The 14,565-nt window shown below is 70.7% G+C and carries 16 protein-coding genes; 9 read left to right on the top strand and 7 right to left on the bottom strand.

Annotated elements, in window-relative coordinates; all coding sequences use genetic code 11:
- The first annotated feature begins 72 nt into the window (after positions 1–72).
- Positions 73–948, top strand: coding sequence for an undecaprenyl-diphosphate phosphatase (locus OG718_RS43825; protein WP_328846768.1), 876 nt, complete (start codon positions 73–75; stop codon positions 946–948).
- A gap of 308 nt (positions 949–1,256) precedes the next feature.
- Here OG718_RS43825 and OG718_RS43820 read toward each other — a convergent pair whose 3' ends face one another.
- On the bottom strand, positions 1,257–1,817 hold the full coding sequence (locus tag OG718_RS43820) for a carboxymuconolactone decarboxylase family protein (RefSeq protein ID WP_328846767.1): 561 nt from the start codon (positions 1,815–1,817) through the stop codon (positions 1,257–1,259).
- 175 nt (positions 1,818–1,992) lie between these two features.
- Here OG718_RS43820 and OG718_RS43815 point away from each other — a divergent pair, with 175 nt between their 5' ends.
- The 5 genes from OG718_RS43815 to lnt all read left to right on the top strand — a co-directional run bounded on the left by OG718_RS43815 (position 1,993) and on the right by lnt (position 6,250).
- Positions 1,993–2,331 (top strand): winged helix-turn-helix transcriptional regulator, encoded by a 339-nt coding sequence (locus OG718_RS43815; RefSeq protein WP_398940233.1) that lies wholly within the window; start codon positions 1,993–1,995, stop codon positions 2,329–2,331.
- 127 nt (positions 2,332–2,458) lie between these two features.
- Positions 2,459–2,638, top strand: a complete 180-nt coding sequence (locus OG718_RS43810) for a hypothetical protein (RefSeq protein ID WP_143644327.1) — start codon at positions 2,459–2,461, stop codon at positions 2,636–2,638.
- A 399-nt stretch (positions 2,639–3,037) separates the two neighbouring features.
- A complete protein-coding gene (locus tag OG718_RS43805) occupies positions 3,038–3,880 on the top strand; it encodes a hypothetical protein (RefSeq protein ID WP_328846766.1) in 843 nt (280 codons plus the stop codon).
- A 101-nt stretch (positions 3,881–3,981) separates the two neighbouring features.
- The gene (locus OG718_RS43800) at positions 3,982–4,467 is read left to right on the top strand and encodes a nuclear transport factor 2 family protein (protein WP_143644328.1); all 486 of its coding nucleotides are present in this window, start codon (positions 3,982–3,984) and stop codon (positions 4,465–4,467) included.
- Positions 4,468–4,663: 196 nt separating this feature from the next.
- A complete protein-coding gene (gene lnt / locus OG718_RS43795) occupies positions 4,664–6,250 on the top strand; it encodes an apolipoprotein N-acyltransferase (RefSeq protein WP_328846765.1) in 1,587 nt (528 codons plus the stop codon).
- On the opposite strand, the gene OG718_RS43790 is transcribed toward lnt, so the two are convergent.
- Both OG718_RS43790 and OG718_RS43785 read right to left on the bottom strand, forming a co-directional pair.
- Positions 6,174–7,079, bottom strand: a complete 906-nt coding sequence (locus tag OG718_RS43790; protein WP_328846764.1) for a Gfo/Idh/MocA family protein — start codon at positions 7,077–7,079, stop codon at positions 6,174–6,176. The two genes, lnt and OG718_RS43790, sit on opposite strands and share 77 nt — an antisense overlap.
- 28 nt (positions 7,080–7,107) lie before the next feature.
- A complete protein-coding gene (locus tag OG718_RS43785) occupies positions 7,108–8,316 on the bottom strand; it encodes an FAD-dependent monooxygenase (RefSeq protein WP_328846763.1) in 1,209 nt (402 codons plus the stop codon).
- Positions 8,317–8,463: 147 nt separating this feature from the next.
- On the opposite strand from OG718_RS43785, the gene OG718_RS43780 reads away from it, so the two are divergent.
- From OG718_RS43780 to OG718_RS43770, 3 genes are all read left to right on the top strand, one after another.
- On the top strand, positions 8,464–9,054 hold the full coding sequence (locus OG718_RS43780) for a TetR/AcrR family transcriptional regulator (protein ID WP_328846762.1): 591 nt from the start codon (positions 8,464–8,466) through the stop codon (positions 9,052–9,054).
- Positions 9,055–9,149: 95 nt separating this feature from the next.
- Complete coding sequence (locus OG718_RS43775; protein WP_328846761.1) at positions 9,150–9,662, top strand: DinB family protein; 513 nt, start codon at positions 9,150–9,152, stop codon at positions 9,660–9,662.
- Between the two features lie 169 nt (positions 9,663–9,831).
- Positions 9,832–10,299: a hypothetical protein gene (locus tag OG718_RS43770; RefSeq protein ID WP_328846760.1), complete on the top strand. Its 468-nt coding sequence runs from the start codon at positions 9,832–9,834 to the stop codon at positions 10,297–10,299.
- Between the two features lie 82 nt (positions 10,300–10,381).
- Here the strand turns inward: OG718_RS43770 and OG718_RS43765 are convergent, their stop codons facing one another.
- The 4 genes from OG718_RS43765 to OG718_RS43750 form a co-directional block, all read right to left on the bottom strand.
- The gene (locus OG718_RS43765) at positions 10,382–10,957 is read right to left on the bottom strand and encodes a hypothetical protein (RefSeq protein ID WP_328846759.1); all 576 of its coding nucleotides are present in this window, start codon (positions 10,955–10,957) and stop codon (positions 10,382–10,384) included.
- Positions 10,958–11,188: 231 nt separating this feature from the next.
- Entirely contained in the window at positions 11,189–11,872 is a 684-nt protein-coding gene (locus OG718_RS43760) for a uracil-DNA glycosylase (RefSeq protein WP_328846758.1), read from the bottom strand.
- 140 nt (positions 11,873–12,012) lie between these two features.
- Positions 12,013–13,593: an ABC transporter substrate-binding protein gene (locus tag OG718_RS43755; RefSeq protein ID WP_328846757.1), complete on the bottom strand. Its 1,581-nt coding sequence runs from the start codon at positions 13,591–13,593 to the stop codon at positions 12,013–12,015.
- A gap of 208 nt (positions 13,594–13,801) precedes the next feature.
- Positions 13,802–14,557 (bottom strand): SDR family oxidoreductase, encoded by a 756-nt coding sequence (locus OG718_RS43750; protein ID WP_328846756.1) that lies wholly within the window; start codon positions 14,555–14,557, stop codon positions 13,802–13,804.
- Positions 14,558–14,565 lie beyond the last annotated feature (8 nt).

Here is a 14,565-nt window from a genome sequence, read left to right as displayed (position 1 = left end):
AGAGGACAACACGGCACGTCCGTCCGGCCATTCGCTCCGCTCCCGCCCTCAGCACTTGGATCACGTAACTTCATGTCTTGGTTTGAATCCCTCATCCTCGGACTCGTCCAGGGGCTGACCGAGTTCCTTCCCGTCTCCTCCAGTGCGCACCTGCGGCTGACCGCTGCGTTCGCGGGCTGGGAGGACCCGGGAGCGGCCTTCACCGCGATCACCCAGATCGGTACGGAGACGGCGGTACTGATCTATTTCCGCAAGGACATCGCGCGGATCATCTCGGCGTGGTTCCGCTCGCTCACGAACAAGGCGATGCGGAGTGATCACGACGCGCAGATGGGCTGGCTCGTCATCATCGGCTCGATTCCGATCGGTGTGCTGGGCGTCACCCTCAAGGACCAGATCGAGGGGCCGTTCCGCGATCTGCGCATCACGGCGACGACGTTGATCGTGATGGGCATCATCCTCGGCGTCGCCGACCGCCTCGCGGCGCGCGACGAGACGGGCGGAAAGCACCGGGCCGCGAAGGAGCGCAAGTCGCTCCAGGACCTGAGCGTGAAGGACGGCCTGATCTACGGCATCTGCCAGGCGATGGCCCTCGTCCCCGGCGTCTCCCGCTCCGGCGCCACCATCAGCGGCGGCCTCCTCATGGGCTACACGCGCGAGGCCGCGGCCCGCTACTCGTTCCTGCTCGCCATCCCCGCGGTCCTCGCGTCCGGCGCCTTCGAGCTCAAGGACGCGAGCGAGGGCGGCCATGTCTCGTGGGGCCCCACGGTCTTCGCGACGATCATCGCTTTCCTGGTGGGTTACGCCGTTATCGCCTGGTTCATGAAGTTCATCACGACCAAGAGCTTCATGCCGTTCGTCTACTACCGCATCCTGCTCGGCATCCTGATCATCGTGCTGGTCAGCATGGGCGCGCTGAGCCCGCACGCGGCCGAGTCGGCGGGCTGACGGCCGCCGCATCCGCGGGCACCCGAACCTCCCGCAGGCACTCCCGAACATGACGAAGCCGCCCGCCTGATTTCCCCCGTGGCGGGCGGCCCGTGCTCGGTGTCCAGAGGTCGGACTCGGCGGCGGCGACGTAAGTGTCCTCGGCCGCTGGACGACACCGGCTCGCGCCGGCGACGGGATTCGAACCCGCGTCTCTCTCTTGACAGGAGAAGTAGCCGCAGCCTTCGCACCTGGACGTGAACCACCGTAGCGGGGCGGGCTCTTGGGGGCACTCGATTATCCGCGGGGTTCCGCGGCCCCGGCCCGGCTCACCCCTCCGGGAACGCCCGCGCCCATGGCTCCTGTTCGATCTCCAGCCCGTTGGCCACGTACGCGATGGTGCGGTACCAGCCCGCCAGGACGAGGAACTCCAGGGCTTCGAGTTCGTCGAGATGGGCGCGGAGGGCGGTCCAGCCGTCGTCCGACAGACGGGCCGTGTCATGGAGTTCGTCCACGGCCCGGAGCAGGGCTCCCTGGCGTGGTGTCCAGGCCGGATCGGCCGGGGTCCCGGTCACCGTCAGGGGAATCCGCTCCGGATCCAGACCGGAGGCTTCGGCGTACGCGGCCATGTGGACGCCCCACTCGTACGCGCAGCCGCAGCGGGCCGCGACCCTGGCGATGACCAACTCGCGGTCGGTGTCGGAGAGCCGGCCGTGGACGAGCAGGCCCGCGCCGAGGGTCCGCATACGGGAGGCGAGGTCGGGGTGGCGTTGCAGGATCTTGAAGAGCATCAGGGGTTCGTGGGTGACGCCGGGCGGCATCCAGCGGCGCAACTCGCGTTCGGACTCGGGGTCGTAGGGCGGCGTGACGCCCTCGATGCGTTGCTTCATGCCTGCCGACTCTTGCGCTTCTGAAATCGAAGCGCAAGGGTGGGAACGCAAAGGAACGCGCCGGCAGTTGTCGGTTCGGTGAGGAACGGTCGCCGGTTCGCCGAGGCGCGCCCTGACACTGCGAGCGCGCCAAGGGCCACGGGTCGTGGCGAGGCAACCGACGGGGAGGGAGGGCATCTTGGGCACGGCACCCCGTCCCGGTCGGCCCGTGCGCGGTTCGGCCACCGGCCGTCCCGTCATGGCCGCGATGGACCTCCTGGGCCGCCGCTGGACGCTCCGCGTGATCTGGGAACTCCACCTGAGCGGAGCGCCTATCGGTTTCCGCGACCTCCAGCGCCGCTGCGACGCCATGTCGTCCAGCGTCCTGTCCGCCCGCCTCACCGACCTCCGCGAGGCGGGTGTCGCGGCGCCCACGGACGAGACGACCTGGCGCCTCACACCCCTCGGCGAGGATCTGGTGACGGCGATGGGACCCCTGCTCGACTGGTCCCGCACCTGGGCCGAGCAGCGGTGACACGGAGCGAGGGCCGGCTCTCTTCCCAACCCGTCGACCCTCAAACGTTTTTGGCGTGACCAACCACATACTGCATGGGTAGCCGTTTGGTAGCGCACTGTCAGTCCTTGGCCCTACGCTTGTGCGCATGTCCCCCAATTCCGTGAGCCCTGGTTCCGCGCGGTCTGCTGCCGCGCTGAATGAGCAGATCCGCGCGTTATGGATACGCGCCGGCGGTTCTCTGTCGGCCCAGGAGAGGGCCGAGTACGAACTGCTGGTCGTGCAGTGGGCCGCGGCGATACGCGATGAGGTCATCAAGGCGGCGTGAGGTCCGGAGTGTGAGGCTCCGGGGCGGGTGAACCCCGGACGCGTCGACTTCCGGCGGATCACCGCCGGGCGTGCGGGCGACGGACGGACTCCGGCGGTACGGACGCCGGACAGACGGACTCAGGCGGTACGGACTCCGACAGGGCGCCCCGCCCCGACTGCCGCCGTCAGGCCCGTCGTCAGGGTCGGCCGCCGACCACCGGTCGCCCGCCCAGGACCACCTGCTCCCGCCAACAGCAAGGGTTCCCCCTGCCTCGCATCCATCGCCCGCCAACGGCCGGTTGCAACCCGGCCCTGGCACCCTCCCGACCAACGACCTTGACCGGCCTGAGCGTTGGGCGACGACAAGACTCGTCAGGCTTTCCCTGACAAGGACAGAATGTCGGGATATCTTCGCGGCATGACCGACACCGCGGACGCCTCCTCCGCTCCGGCCCCGGACGAGCTGCACAGGCTGTCTCCCCGCGACGAGTCCCGCGTCGCCCTCGCCCTGACGCTCCGCCAACTGGCCGACGCCACCCTCGACGCCGTGCCGGTCGAGCCCGACCCCGCCCCCGGAGACCTGCTCCGCGTGGCGCTCGAGCTGCAGCGCCGCGCGGAGGACGTCGTACGGGAGGCGGTCGTCGCCGAGCGCGAGCGCGGCACGACGTGGAACCAGATCGGCGACGCAGCCGGCATCACCCGACAGTCCGCCCATGAGAAGTGGTACGGCGACGTCCACGCCTGGGCGGCCACCGGGCGCAGCGCCCTGCCGCCCCACCTGAAGACGCTCGAAGTGACGGCGGAGGCGGATGTCCGGTACGCCGTGCTGCGCCCGGACCGGCCGCACGCGATCACCTCGGGCCTGGACGCTGTCCGCTTCCCCGGCTCGCACGCCTACGAGGCCAGCCTGCGCACCCGGGGCTCCGCACTGCACACCCGCCGCACGGACCTGGACACGCAGGCCCAGCGGCTGAACGACGAGTACGGCACGCTGCACGCCCAGGGGCCCGCGGCGCCCTCGACCGTCGTGGGCGACACCTTCGTGATGCTCGCCACCCACCGCGGGCACGCGGACGCCGTGCGCGCCAACCGCCTCGCCATCGCGACGGTGCACGACGAGATCGCCGCCGTGTACGACCAACTCGTCACCGCCGAGCCCTCCTTGGCGGAGGAACACCGCATCCAGGCCGACTGGCACCGCGACGCGTCGGAGCAGACCCGCGACCATGCCGATCTTCTCAGCGCCGGAGAGAGCCGCTGATCGTCGACGGGAACCGGATCCGTACGTCCATACGGCGCACGACCGGTGAATATCACTGCACGCCCCTTGGCGCCGACCTCCCCGTGGCCAACACTGAGCCGATGACGCAGCGCGTGGAACTGGCTACGGTAATGGACCGGCTCGCGGTCGACGGACTGGTCACCGAGTACGCGGTGGCGGTCGACGACGGGGACTGGGAGGCGTACCGCGGACTGTTCGCGCCGGACGGGCGGGCGGACTACCGGTCGGCGGGCGGTATCGAGGGGGACGCGGGGCAGATCGCCGGATGGCTCGCGCAGACCATGGAGCTGTTCCCGATGCGGCAGCATCTGATCGTGAACCGGCGGGTACGGTTCGGGGCGCTGGAGCAGGACACGGGCGACACGGCCCGGATCCAGGCGGACTACGTCAATCCGATGCGGTTCGCGGGAGGCGACGGCGGATCGACGGAACCCGACTTCGTGTGCGGCGGCCGGTACGACTTCGGGCTGGTGCGGACGTACAACGGCTGGCGGCTGCGTGAGGTGGTCGTCCACGAGAAGTGGCGCCGGGTCACGCAGGCGCAGCAGGAACCCGCCGCCCACTGAGCCCACGGGAGCGCACGGCCGGCCCGTTCGCGTGCGGGTCCTCCCCGGCGAAGGCCCCGCTCCGGCCCATGCCCACCCCGGCGGATAGCCTGCCTCGGCGCGTGCCCACCTGTGCGGATGCCCCCTTACGGAGATCGTCCCGGTGCGCGCACACTGGAGTCACGCACCGTGCTTCGGGGGTCGAGGGAGGCGCTGCATGAAGCTGTCCGCCGCTGACTGGCGCCGACGCCTCGACTCCCCCTGGTGGCGGGGCATCGCGGCCGTGCTCGCCGGCGCCCTGCCGATGCTCAGCTTCCCGGCGCCGTCCCTGTGGTGGTTCGCGTATGTCGCGCTGGTGCCGTGGATCCTGCTCGTCCGCTCGGCTCCGACGGCCCGGCGGGCGGCGTACGACGGCTGGCTCGGCGGGCTCGGTTTCATGCTGGCCGTGCACCACTGGCTGCTGCCGAGCCTGCATGTCTTCACGCTCGTGATAGCGGCGCTGCTCGGCGCGCTCTGGGCACCGTGGGGCTGGCTGACACGCAGATTCCTGGCCGGTGTTCCCTCGGCGGGCCAGATCGCCTCCGCCCTGTTCGTGCTGCCCTCCGCCTGGCTGATGGTCGAACTCGTGCGCTCCTGGGAGGGGTTGGGCGGCCCCTGGGGTCTGCTCGGATCGAGCCAGTGGGATGTGGAGCCCGCGCTGCGGCTGGCCTCGGTGGGCGGGGTGTGGCTGCTGAGCTTCCTGCTCGTCGCCGTGAACGTCGCGGTCGCCGTCCTCGTCGCCGTACGGCAGTCCCGTGTCCCCGCACTCGCCGGGCTGGTCGCCACGGCCGCGGCCACCTCGGCGGCCTGGGTGTGGTCCCCACGGCCGGACGTCGACGGCCGGGTCCGGATCGCCGTCGTGCAGCCCGGCGTGATCGACGGAGTCGGCGGCGCGGAGAAGCGGTTCGCGCGCGAGGAGGCGCTCACCCGGCAGCTGGCCGGGCAGGACGTGGATCTCGTGGTGTGGGGCGAGAGCAGTGTCGGCTTCGACCTCGCCGACCGGCCCGACCTCGCGGACCGGCTCGCCGCGCTCTCCCGCGAGGTGGACGCGGATATCCTGGTCAACGTGGACGCGCGCCGCTCCGACCGGCCCGGCATATACAAGAGCTCGGTGCTCGTTGGGCCCGAGGGGCCGACCGGCGACCGCTACGACAAGATGCGCCTCGTGCCCTTCGGCGAGTACGTTCCGGCCCGTTCCCTCCTCGGCTGGGCCACGTCCGTGGGCAAGGCGGCGGGCGAGGACCGTATGCGCGGCGGCGAGCAGGTCGTGATGAACGTCGGGGACGGACTGCGGATCGGCCCGATGGTCTGTTTCGAGTCGGCGTTCCCCGACATGAGCCGTCATCTCGCGCGGGACGGCGCCGAGTTGCTGCTCGCGCAGTCGGCGACCTCGTCGTTCCAGCAGAGCTGGGCGCCCGAGCAGCACGCGTCGCTGGCGGCGCTGCGGGCCGCCGAGACGGGCCGGCCGATGGTGCACGCGACGCTCACCGGCGTCTCCGCGGTCTACGGCCCGAGCGGTGAGCGCGTCGGCTCCTGGCTCGGCACCGATGCCAGCGCCTCGGAGGTGTACGACGTGCCGCTGGCACACGGTGTCACCCCGTACGCGCGGTTCGGCGAGTGGCCGGTGTACGCGGCGCTGCTGATCCTGGCCGTCCTGGGCGCCACGGACGGTGCCCGGTCGTTGCGGGTCAGGCGGGCCGGTCCGTCACCGCGCGTACCACCCGCTCGCACAGCTCATGGGTCGCCAGCGCGTCCCGGGCGCTGAGCACCTTGCCCGCGCGCACCGCGTCGAGGAACGCGAGCACGGCCTGCTCGATGCCGCGCTGCCGGGCCACCGGCACCCAGTCGCCGCGCCGGCGTATCGTCGGCTGGCCCTTGTGGTCGATGACCTCGGCGAGGTTGACGACCTGACGCTTGGTGTCCTGCCCGGAGACTTCGAGGATCTCCTCGTTCGAGCCGCTCAGCCGGTTCATCACGCCGAGCGCGGTGAACCCCTCCCCGGCGAGCTGGAGCACGACGTGGTGCAGCAGTCCGCCCTCGACCCGGGCCCGCACGGTCACGTCGTCGACCGGTCCCGGCGCCAGGAACCGCAGGGTGTCCACGACGTGGATGAAGTCGTCGAGGATCATCGTGCGGGGCTGTTCCGGCAGGCCGATGCGGTTCTTCTGCATCAGGATCAGCTCGCGCGGGTGGTCGGCGCACTGCGCGTACCCGGGTGCGTAGCGCCGGTTGAAGCCGACGGCCAGGCTGGTGTTCCGCTCCTCCGCGAGCTTCACCAGGCGTTCGGAGTCGGCGAGTTCGTACGCGATCGGCTTGTCGACATATGTGGCGACGCCCGCTTCGAGGAGACGGGTCACGATCTCGAGGTGCGCGTGTGTGGGCGCGTGCACGAACGCCGCGTCGAGGTCCTGCGCGAGCAGCTCGGAGAGGTCGGTGTGACGCTGCCCGGCCGGCAGGTTGAGGCTGTCGGCGACCCTGGTGAGGGTGGCGGGCGTCCGCGTGTGCAGATGCAGTTCGAGCCCCGGCCGGGTGGTGAGCACCGGCAGATAGGCCTTCTGCGCGATGTCTCCGAGTCCGATGCAGCCGACCTTCACAGGGGTCTCCTCCGCGGAACCGACTTGTCTAGGGCGTGCTCACCCGTGTCTCCTCGGAAGCATACGGCGCCTGCGGCGGCCGCCAGTCGGCGATTCCGTCGAAACTCCGCAGGAAGAGGCCGGGTCCGGCCTTCGACACCGCGGCGACCGCGGCATTGCGCAGGACCATGCCGGGACGGCTGCGCATCATGTTGAGACGGGCGACCTGGACCGCCTTGCGGGCGATGGCGGTCGTACGCGGTTTGCGTGCCGCCGTGTACGCGGCGAGGCCCGCGTCGAGCGGGGCCGTACGCGGACCGGCGTGATGTGCGAGCACGATCGCGTCCTCGATGGCCTGGTTGCCGCCCTGTCCCAGGGTCGGCGGCATGGCGTGCGCCGCGTCGCCGATCAGCGCGACCCGGCCGGCGTGGAAGGCGGGCAGGGGCTCGGCGATGTGGTGGACGTCGTGGCGCAGGACGTCCTCGGGGCGCGCGGCGTCGATGACGGCGGGGATCGGGTCGTGCCAGTCGCCGAAGAGCCGGACGAGTTCGGCCCGTTCGTCGTCGGTCGCCCGGCCTCCGCCGGGAACGCGGGCCGCGGCGTACGCGTACACCCTGCCGTCCTTGAGCGGATGCGTGCCCCAGATACGGCCCCGGCCCCACGTCTCGTGCGAGGCGAAGTCCGCTCCGGGCACCGGGATCACGACCCGCCAGGTGGTGAACCCGGAGTAGACCGGGCCCGGGTGGTCCGGGAACAGCTCCAGGCGAACGGCGGAGCGGATGCCGTCGGCGCCGACGACCAGTTCGGCCTCCAGCTCGCCGTCGGGGGTGCTGACACGGGCGGGGCGGTCGTCGTCACCGGGATCCGCCAGGGCCGCCTCGGCCGTGGTGCGCACGGTGCCCTCGGGGAGCTGTGCGGCCAGGCTCTTGATGAGTGTGGCCCGGTGCAGCAGGACCAGCGGGCCGCCGAAGCGTTCGGCCAGGGCGGCGGTGCTGGTCCGCGAGAGCCAGCGGCCGCCCGGGGTCCGCAGTCCTCCGTCGCCCTGCCAGGCGGCGAGGTCACGGATCTCGTCGCCGAGACCGATGACGTCGAGGGCGCGCAGGGAGTTGGGCGCGAGGGAGATGCCGGCGCCGACGGGTTCCAGCGAACCGGCCCGCTCCAGGACGGTGACCCGCCAGCCGCGCCGGTGCAGCGCCACCGCCGCGGTGAGACCCCCGATGCCGCCGCCCACGACGACGGCGCGCGGTGACTGTGCCATGGCTCCTCCAACGATCCCGACGATTCGGCCGGTCCGGCGACTCCGCCGAATCCGGCGACTCTGACGTCCCCCTCCGGTCACTACACCTGTAGTAACCGGACCACTCGACCGTACTACAGATGTAGTTGCGAGGGTAGGTTGGCTGTCATGCCCGTACGCAGCACCGGCGCGGCCCGCGCCGATCTCATCGCCGACACCGCCCTCGACCTGCTCGCCGAGCGCGGCATGCGCGGTCTCACCCACCGCGCCGTCGACGCGGCGGCCGGACTTCCACCGGGGTCCACGTCCAATCTCGCCCGGACCAGGCTCGCCCTGCTGGAGGCGGCGGTGCGGCGGCTCGCGGAGCGCGAGGCGCGGGTGCTCGGCCTGGAAGAGATGCCGGATCCGCGGGGCGGGCTCGACTCCCTGGCGGAAGGAATGGCTCTGGCGGTGCATCGCTCACTCACCGGAAACCGCGAACTGCTGATCGCCCGCTACGAGTTGGCGCTGGAGGCGACACGTCGGCCGGAGCTGCGGGAGTTCTTCGACGCCACCGGGCGGCAGTTCCGGGACGCGCTCACCGGGATGCTGACGGCGGCGGGTTCACGGGATCCGGCACGGCATGTGCTGTCGCTGGTGGCCTGGGCGGACGGCCTGATGTTCTCGTGCGCGGCGGGTTCGTACCACGCGGACGTGCCGTCCCTCGGCGAGGTCCGGGCCGGGCTGCGCGAGGTCCTGGAGGGCATGCTGCGGAGCTGACCCCTCGCAGCAGGCGGCACGGCCCGCAAGCGGCAGCAGGCGGCACGGCCCCGAAAGGATTGGGCCGCCGCTCGGCCCTCCGCGATGATGCGGGCATGACCATTGAACGCAACGAACCCGCGATCGACGCCGGCGAACGAGCCATGCTGGAGGGCTGGCTCGACTACCACCGCGAAACCCTCGCGTGGAAGTGCCAGGACCTGGACGACGCCCAGCTCAGGACCGCCTCGGTGCCGCCGTCCGAACTCTCCCTGCTCGGGCTCGTCCGGCACATGGCGGAGGTCGAGCGCAGTTGGTTCCGCAAGGTGCTCGCGGGCGACGACCCCGGGCCGATCTACTACAGCGACGAGGACCGCGACGGCGAGTTCCACCTCACCGAGGAGGACACCTGGGAGGAGGCGTACGGCACCTGGCAGCGGGAGATCGGGGTCGCCCGGCAGAACGCGGCCCGCTTCACGCTCGACGACCTGTCCGAAGGCAGAAGCAGGTACTCCGACAAGCCCTTCAACCTGCGGTGGATATACACCCACATGATCGAGGAGTACGCGCGCCACAACGGTCACGCCGACCTTGTCCGCGAGCGGATCGACGGGGTCACGGGCGACTGAGGCGCACACGGGTCGGCGGGGTGCCGGGCGACCGGGGCGCACATGGGTCGACGGGGCCGTTGGCCATCGGGCCCGGCCACCGGGGCTCGGGCGCCGACCGTTCACCCATGCGGGGCATCCTCCGCTTGTCAGCTCCCCAAATGGGGGCGGACACAGCAGAGTTGCGCGGGTGCATCGAACCGCGACCACCGCAACGCTCCTGGTCACCGTGGCTGTCTCGGCCGTCTCCGGCTGTGTGACCGTCCAGCGACCGCTCGCTCCGGGCGCCCCGTCCGGACCTGCCCCGGCCTCGGAACCCCGCCCGGACGGCAGGGCCGAGCCCCAGATCGTGCAGGCGCCGGCCCGGGAGGCCCTGGAGATGATCGGCCCGTCCCGGCGCCCGTCGGCACCCGCGTCCACACCCCGCCGTACGGCACCTTCGGCACCCGCCGCGGCCCCGGCGGCTCCTCCCCGTCGCGCCCCGGCCGATCCACCGCGGCACCCGGAGCAGCAGCGGCCCGAGCACCCCGCGGTCCCCCGTCAGCCCAGGGCCACGGCTCCGGTGGGCACGGATGTGTGCGCCTTGGGCCGGCAGTACGGCGGCTGGAACCCGGACAGCCCGCAGGCGACCATCTGTAAGGACGTGTACGGACGTTGACCGACGGGACGCCGGTCAACGGGGGTGGCGTACAGGCCGGGACCAGGGCGACGTACAAGCCCGGAAAACCACGCCACGGCTTCTAGGGCCGCTGCCGCGGCGGCCCCAGCGTCTCGCCTCCCGGCCCTCTCCCCTGCCCCGGAGTCTGGCCCGGCGTCGGTTCGGGCGCCCCTCCCGACGACCCCTCCTCGTCGAGTCTCAGCTCCAAGCGGCCGATGCCCGCCCGCACACCGTCCCCGTACGCGTCGTCGCCGAGGACGCCCACGGTGTCGCGGGCCCGGCGCAGATGGCTGCGGGCGGCCTCGGCGCGGCCCAGGTTCGCGTAGTCGACGGCGAGGCTCAGATGCAGGGAGGGATAGAAGGCTCGCACCGCGAGCGACTGCGGGTGCTCCGTGATCCGCCCGTCCGTCAGTGCGTCCGCCGCCGACAAGGCCCGCAGGTCCCAGACGAGTTCGTCCGAGGGGTCGTCCTGGGCGTCGGCCATGTAGTGCGCGAGCGTGCAGCGGTGCAGCACGTCGCCGTCCTCGCCGATCTCGGCCCACAGGTCCAGGAAGCGGCCCCGGGCCTCCTCGCGGTCACCGCCGTGGAGGAGCATGGCGACCTGCCCGATCCTGGTCATCATCGCGTCCGCCGCCGCCTGCTCCTGTTGCTCCGCCACCGGATCGTCCTCCACGCTCGTCCGCCGGCCGCAGCGCCCGCGCCGGTCGTTCCGTCACCTCTCCCGACGCTAACGGCAGACACTGACAATCGAGCTCAGGCAGCCCCGGGGGCCCCGCGCGCCACTGGGCCAGGACGGTGACGGACGGTCCACCGACCCGCCGAACCTCGTGACGGCGGGTCGTGACGGCAGCTCGTGGCGCGTGTCGCGGTGACGCGGTGACGTGTGATGTCAGCCCAGGTCGGGGATCCGCCAGTCGATCGGCTCGTGGCCCTGCTTGGCGACGGCCTCGTTGATCTGCGTAAACGGGTGCGAGCCGAAGAACTTCTTCGCGGACAGCGGCGAGGGGTGCGCGCCCTTCACCACGATGTGCCGCTCCTCGTCGATGAGCGGGAGCTTCTTCTGCGCGTAGTTGCCCCACAGGACGAAGACCGCCGGGTCGGGCCGGTCTGCCACGGCCCGGATCACCGCGTCCGTGAACTTCTCCCAGCCCTTCCCCTTGTGCGAGTTGGCCTCACCGGAGCGGACCGTCAGCACCGCGTTGAGCAGCAGGACACCCTGCTCGGCCCACGGCATCAGATAGCCGTTGTCGGGGATCGGCGTGCCCAGCTCCGCCTGCATCTCCTTGTAGATGTTGCGCAGCGAGGGCGGGGTCTTCACACCCGGACGGACCGAGAAGCACAGGCCGTGGCCCTGGCCCTCGCCGTGGTACGGGTCCTGGCCGAGGACGAGCACCTTCACGCTCTCGTACGGCGTCGCGTCGAGTGCGGCGAAGACCTCCTCGCGCGGAGGGTAGACGGGACCCTTCTCGCGCTCCTCCTCGACGAACTCGGTGAGCTCCTTGAAGTAGGGCTTCTGGAGCTCTTCGCCCAGGACGCCGCGCCAGGACTCGGGCAGCATGGCGGTGTCGGTCACGTCAACTTCCTCCGGTGTGCGCTCACTTCACGGCCGCGGAGCACGCGGCCATGGGCGGCCGCGCGAGGCGCGGCCACCGTCAGAGCACAGAACCTACAGGCGCCCACCGACAATCGGGCCCGAGTGCCCAAGTGCCCGGCCTACCAGCTGGTCTTCCAGTACAGCTCCCACATCGCCATCATCGTCGCCGGGTCGATGGCGTTCTCGGCGCCGCCGATCTCCTCGTTCGCGGCGACGTGCTGCTTGCCCTGCCACAGCGGCAGCAGACGGGCGTCGTCCAGCAGGATCTGCTGGGCCTTCTCGAACTCCGGGGCCACCGCCCCGCGGTCGCTCTCCCGGCGCGAGTCGGGTATCAGCTTGCCGGTGATCTCAGGGGTGTCGTACGGCGTGCCGAGCGCGTTCTGCTCGCCCACGAAGGGCGCGATGAAGTTGTCGGCGTCCGGGAAGTCGGGGAACCAGCCGCGCCCGAAGACCGGGTACTCGCCCTTCTGGTAACCGCCGACGTACGTCTTCCAGGGGCGGCTCTTGAGCGTGACCTTGAACAGGTCGGATTCCTCCAGCTGCCGCTTGAGCTCCTCGAAGGCCGGCTTGGTCTGGGAGCCGTAGCGGTCGGTCGTGTACCAGAGGGTGAGCGGGACGGGCTCGGTGATGCCGTCCTCCGCCAGGATCTGCTTGGCCTTGGCGGAGCTGGGGTTCCCGAAGTCGTCGAAGAAGCCCGTGGTGTGGCCGACCAGGCCCTTGGGGATCATCGAGTACAGCGGCTCGACGGTGTCCTTGTAGATGTTGTGGGCGAGCGCGGGCCGGTCGACGATCTGGGCGATCGCCTTGCGGACGGAGACCTTCTTGGCCCACGGGTCCTTGGGGTTGAACACCAGGTAGCTGATCTCGGTGGTGGGGTTCTCGACGAGCTGGAGACCCTCGTCCCCGCTGTTGTCCTGGATGTCCACGATGTCCGAGGCGCGCAGACCGCGGTAGACGACGTCGATCTGCTTGTCCCTGAGAGCGTCGGCCATCGCGGCCGACTCCTGGAAGTAGCGGATGGTGACGGCGTTGTTCTTCCGGTCCGCGATGCCCTTGTAGTTGCCGTTCTTGACGAGCTCGGCCTGCTTGCCCTCTTCGTAGGACTCCAGGCTGTACGGCCCCGAGCCGGTGACCTTGCCGTCCTTGCGGAGCGCGTTCGCGGGATAGTCCTCGGGGTCCACGATCGACATGGCGGGCGTGGAGAGCACGAAGGGGAACGTCGCGTCGGGCTGGTTCAGGTGGAAGACGACCTCCTGGTCGCCCTTCGCCTCGACCCGGGAGAGGCTGTTCAGCAGACCGGCGGGGCCGCCGTTGACGTTGATCTTCTTGATCCGGTCGATGGAGTGCTTGACGGCCTTCGCGTCAAGCGTGTTGCCGTTGGAGAACTTCAGCCCCTCGCGCAGCTTGCAGCTGTACACGGTGCTCGCACCGTCGGTGAACTGGCAGCTCTCGGCGGCGTCGGGTTCGGGCTCGGACGCGCCGGTGGGGAAGTTCAGGAGGGTCTGGTGGACGTTGCGGAACAGCTCCCACGAGTTGTCCCAGGAGGCCGCCGGATCCAGTGTGCTGGGCTCACTGGTCGTCCCCACGAGGATCGACTTCCCCTCGTCGGAAGAGTCCGAGGAGAAGATTCCGCATCCGGCGACCAGGGATATGGACGTGATCGCCCCCATCTGACGCAGGTATCTGTCCCGCTTGAACACGCGCACACTCCTCGATCGGCCATACCACAAGGGTGGGCGCACGATACCGCAGCGCCCGGCCGCATGGGCCTTCACACTGGCAAGGCCCTTGATCAGCAGAAATGGCGGAACGTGCCGGAACGGTGTCCTTCCTGGTGGCGCCCCTCGCAGGTGGACGCCCGGGCGATTTTCGGCCAAGCCGCCCGGGCGTCCATGATGCGGTCCGTTGTCAGACTCCCGCGTTGAGGAACTTCCCGCCGTCGACCACCAGCGTCTGCCCGGTGATCCAGTCCGACTGTTCCGAGGTCAGGAACGCGGCGGTGCCGCCGATGTCCGACGGTACGCCGAGCCGGCCGAGGGGGTAGCCCGCGGCCGCCTCCCCCTCGCGGCCCTCGTACAGGGCCTTGGCGAACTGCGTCTTGACGACGGCGGGCGCGATGGAGTTGACCCGCACCTTGGGCGCGAACTCGTGGGCCAGCTGAAGGGTCAGGTTGATCATCGCGGCCTTGCTGATGCCGTACGCCCCGATGAACGGCGAGGCCTGGACGCCCGCGAGCGAGGAGATGTTGACGATCGCGCCGCCGTTCTCGCTCTGCCACGCCTTCCACGTCCGCTGGGCGAAGCCGAGCGCGGAGACGACGTTGGTCTCGAACACCTTGCGTGCCACGTTGAGGTCGAGGTCGGCGATCGGCCCGAACACCGGGTTCGTACCCGCGTTGTTGATCAGGAAGTCGACGCGGCCGAACGCCTCCATGGTGCGCTCGACGGCGATGGCCTGGTGGGCCTCGTCGTGGGCCTTGCCCGCGACGCCGATCACGCGGTCGGCGCCGAGCGTCTCGACGGCTTCCTTGAGCGCGTCCTCGTTGCGGCCGGTGATGCACACCCGGTCGCCGCGGGCGAGCAGCGCCTCTGCGACGCCGTAGCCGATGCCGCGGCTCGCGCCGGTGATGAGGGCTACCTTGCCCGAGAGTTCCACAGTGCTCATGTCCCTGT

The sequence above is a fragment of the Streptomyces sp. NBC_00258 genome, assembly GCF_036182465.1.
Classification (GTDB): domain Bacteria; phylum Actinomycetota; class Actinomycetes; order Streptomycetales; family Streptomycetaceae; genus Streptomyces.
The sequence above is the reverse complement of the archived record's forward strand: the minus strand, read 5'-3'. Positions and strand labels throughout refer to the sequence as shown.

Excerpts from the sequence above, each read along its gene's own strand:
- OG718_RS43825 (WP_328846768.1), top strand. The coding sequence starts at position 73 with ATGTCTTGGTTTGAATCCCTCATCCTCGGACTCGTCCAGGGGCTGACC.
- OG718_RS43820 (WP_328846767.1), bottom strand. The coding sequence starts at position 1,817 with ATGAAGCAACGCATCGAGGGCGTCACGCCGCCCTACGACCCCGAGTCC.
- OG718_RS43810 (WP_143644327.1), top strand. The coding sequence starts at position 2,459 with ATGTCCCCCAATTCCGTGAGCCCTGGTTCCGCGCGGTCTGCTGCCGCG.
- OG718_RS43805 (WP_328846766.1), top strand. The coding sequence starts at position 3,038 with ATGACCGACACCGCGGACGCCTCCTCCGCTCCGGCCCCGGACGAGCTG.
- OG718_RS43800 (WP_143644328.1), top strand. The coding sequence starts at position 3,982 with ATGACGCAGCGCGTGGAACTGGCTACGGTAATGGACCGGCTCGCGGTC.
- lnt (WP_328846765.1), top strand. The coding sequence starts at position 4,664 with ATGAAGCTGTCCGCCGCTGACTGGCGCCGACGCCTCGACTCCCCCTGG.
- OG718_RS43785 (WP_328846763.1), bottom strand. The coding sequence starts at position 8,316 with ATGGCACAGTCACCGCGCGCCGTCGTCGTGGGCGGCGGCATCGGGGGT.
- OG718_RS43780 (WP_328846762.1), top strand. The coding sequence starts at position 8,464 with ATGCCCGTACGCAGCACCGGCGCGGCCCGCGCCGATCTCATCGCCGAC.
- OG718_RS43775 (WP_328846761.1), top strand. The coding sequence starts at position 9,150 with ATGACCATTGAACGCAACGAACCCGCGATCGACGCCGGCGAACGAGCC.
- OG718_RS43750 (WP_328846756.1), bottom strand. The coding sequence starts at position 14,557 with ATGAGCACTGTGGAACTCTCGGGCAAGGTAGCCCTCATCACCGGCGCG.